Raw genomic sequence first — 2,226 nt, 5'->3', positions numbered from 1 at the left:
TTTTCCAGCACTATCCTAGGATTTAAAAATAAGATCCAAATTTTTGCTTCTTTTTTAATAGTGCAAAAATTCATCGACTTCTATTACAATACCTTTGTCTTCTTGGGAGGGTTAAATTTTGGCGCATAGACTTGATCCTAAAGTTCCCGCCACCTTCAAACGGCGGTCACACTGACACCAAAACGCTGAGCAATTCGGTTCATTGAAAGGCTATTTGCGTATAAAACAAGTGCTTGGAGCTTGTCTTTTTCAGGCACACTTCGTGAAAATTTTTCCACATTTTTTATATTTGCACCGCTGAACCCCTCGAACAAAACCGCTTTTAAAGCACTCCGAACATTCTCAAAATTTACATACAATCATTTTTAGAGACTTTTAAAAGACTTTCTTTACTAATTCTAACAAAAAATATCTTTAGTTAAAAGCTTCTAAATTTAAGTACAGAATAAATCATAGACAGTATTTTTTTTAATTTATTTTTTTATCTTAACTTTTTATCATTTTTAACACTGTTCATTAATGTTTAAATATTTATGCAAAAATTTCTCAAAAATTTAATATAATAATGTTAACATAAATTGTTAATTAAACTGAGATTTAAAAATATTGTGCTGATATTAAAAAAAATACACTAAAATAAGTGATTTTTTTATAACAAACACCGTATTTATAAAAAAAATTTTATGGAGGTTTTGTATGTCTCAGATAGAAGGTCAATCCCCCCCAAACGCACTTAGTTTAAGTCAAGAGCTTACACAAAGTTACGAAGATTTGAATTTTACCCTGTATAGCCCTGGGGTCTTTAAAGGAGTATGGCGCTTTTTTAAAACATTTGTAAAACTATTTTTGATTTATATTATTTTCGCAATATTTATAGTATTTTTTTGTCTCTGTGCAAAATCGATTGTCTATTTGTTTTTTTTAAAAACAATACAGATGATAAACGAAAATTTGAATCAAAATTTTTATGTTGCACTTATAGTTGAATCATTTGCCTTATGTGTAACAACCGGAAGTGTTATTTTGATTCTCTGGTGGACTAATTACAAATTTTCCAAAACGCATTGCCTGGTAAAATATTTTTACAAATTTTTCTTAATATTTAACAAAGCCTTATTTTATATAGCAACGCCTCTAGTGGCTGCTTCAGCCTTAAGTCTAGGCTATCTTAGTCTAAAGTCGAATGTAAGAATAGAAGAAATTATTTTTGCTCTATTTTTGGGATTTACAAGTACGATCATTTTTATGTTCCTAAGCTTTTTGCTGTACAGACCTTTGTTTAGAACAGATAAGGGTACAAAATTTTCTTCTTCTGTGAAAGATAGAATTACTCAAGAATTAGAAAAAATCCCAAAAAATATGTTACAGGAATCCTGGATTAGTTCTTTTTTTTATGCAATGGTTAATAGAATTATTTCTGCTTTTTTCATTTTTCCTTATACGTTTTCGTTTGTTTTGATTGCAGTAATTTCTTTTGTTTCTATAAAATTAAATTATTTACTTCTACTTTCATTTTTTATTGTTTCTGGGCTGTTTCTTCTTCCTTTTTGGATTCATCGGTATTACCCAAAAGGAATCGTTTCTTTTATTCACAAATTAAGTTGCGCAAATATGGTTCAGTTTTTTTTCCCTACACAGTTTTTCATAAAAATAATCGCTTTTTTTTCTCTTTCTATCGAAAGAACAAAAAAGTTTTCATTTATTAATTTTTCGAAGTCAACTTTTTTTGAATATTTTCACATAGAATCCTTAAAATATTCCAGCCTTGAAAGTCTTGAATATTTTTTAATTTACGACATAGTGTTTTCTTTTCTATTATTTTACGTAACAGTAAAAATTTATCGAAAAGCACTAAATATCATGCCTAAAAAATAATTTCATACCTTTGAAATTTTATTTTGACAATGGGAGAGCAAATGCTCTTATTAAACACACTTTTTATACATAAAAAATTACGTTTTATGCGCGAATAAACCCACGGGGGCTGCCCCGTGAATGTAGAGTCCTCCATATCTTCGTGGAAGAATGCAGGGCATGCAGATCCGAGAATAAGGCAACTGTGTCTATCAATGTGAATATCATCTTGTAATCGTTAGTAAATAATAGACAAAATATGCATACTCCCCCTCACTTTTTTTTCAGGTAGTTTAAAAGATCGCTGAAATCAAAGAATAAGAGTTTATCTTTGATCCACCTGAGTGTTCTTGTGTAAGGCTTGTTATAAAA

General features: G+C 29.3%; 2 protein-coding genes. One reads left to right on the top strand and one right to left on the bottom strand.

What is annotated here, in order from left to right; genetic code table 11:
- Positions 1-155: 155 nt before the first annotated feature.
- Entirely contained in the window at positions 156-359 is a 204-nt protein-coding gene (locus HE1_RS05665) for a helix-turn-helix domain-containing protein (protein WP_035545619.1), read from the bottom strand.
- A gap of 592 nt (positions 360-951) precedes the next feature.
- On the opposite strand from HE1_RS05665, the gene HE1_RS05660 reads away from it, so the two are divergent.
- Positions 952-1,875, top strand: a complete 924-nt coding sequence (locus tag HE1_RS05660; protein WP_206537257.1) for a hypothetical protein — start codon at positions 952-954, stop codon at positions 1,873-1,875.
- Positions 1,876-2,226 lie beyond the last annotated feature (351 nt).

Source organism: Holospora elegans E1, from assembly GCF_000648275.1.
Lineage (GTDB): Bacteria > Pseudomonadota > Alphaproteobacteria > Holosporales > Holosporaceae > Holospora > Holospora undulata_A.
Note: the sequence above shows the minus strand (reverse complement) of the source record. Positions and strands in the feature narration are given on the sequence as shown.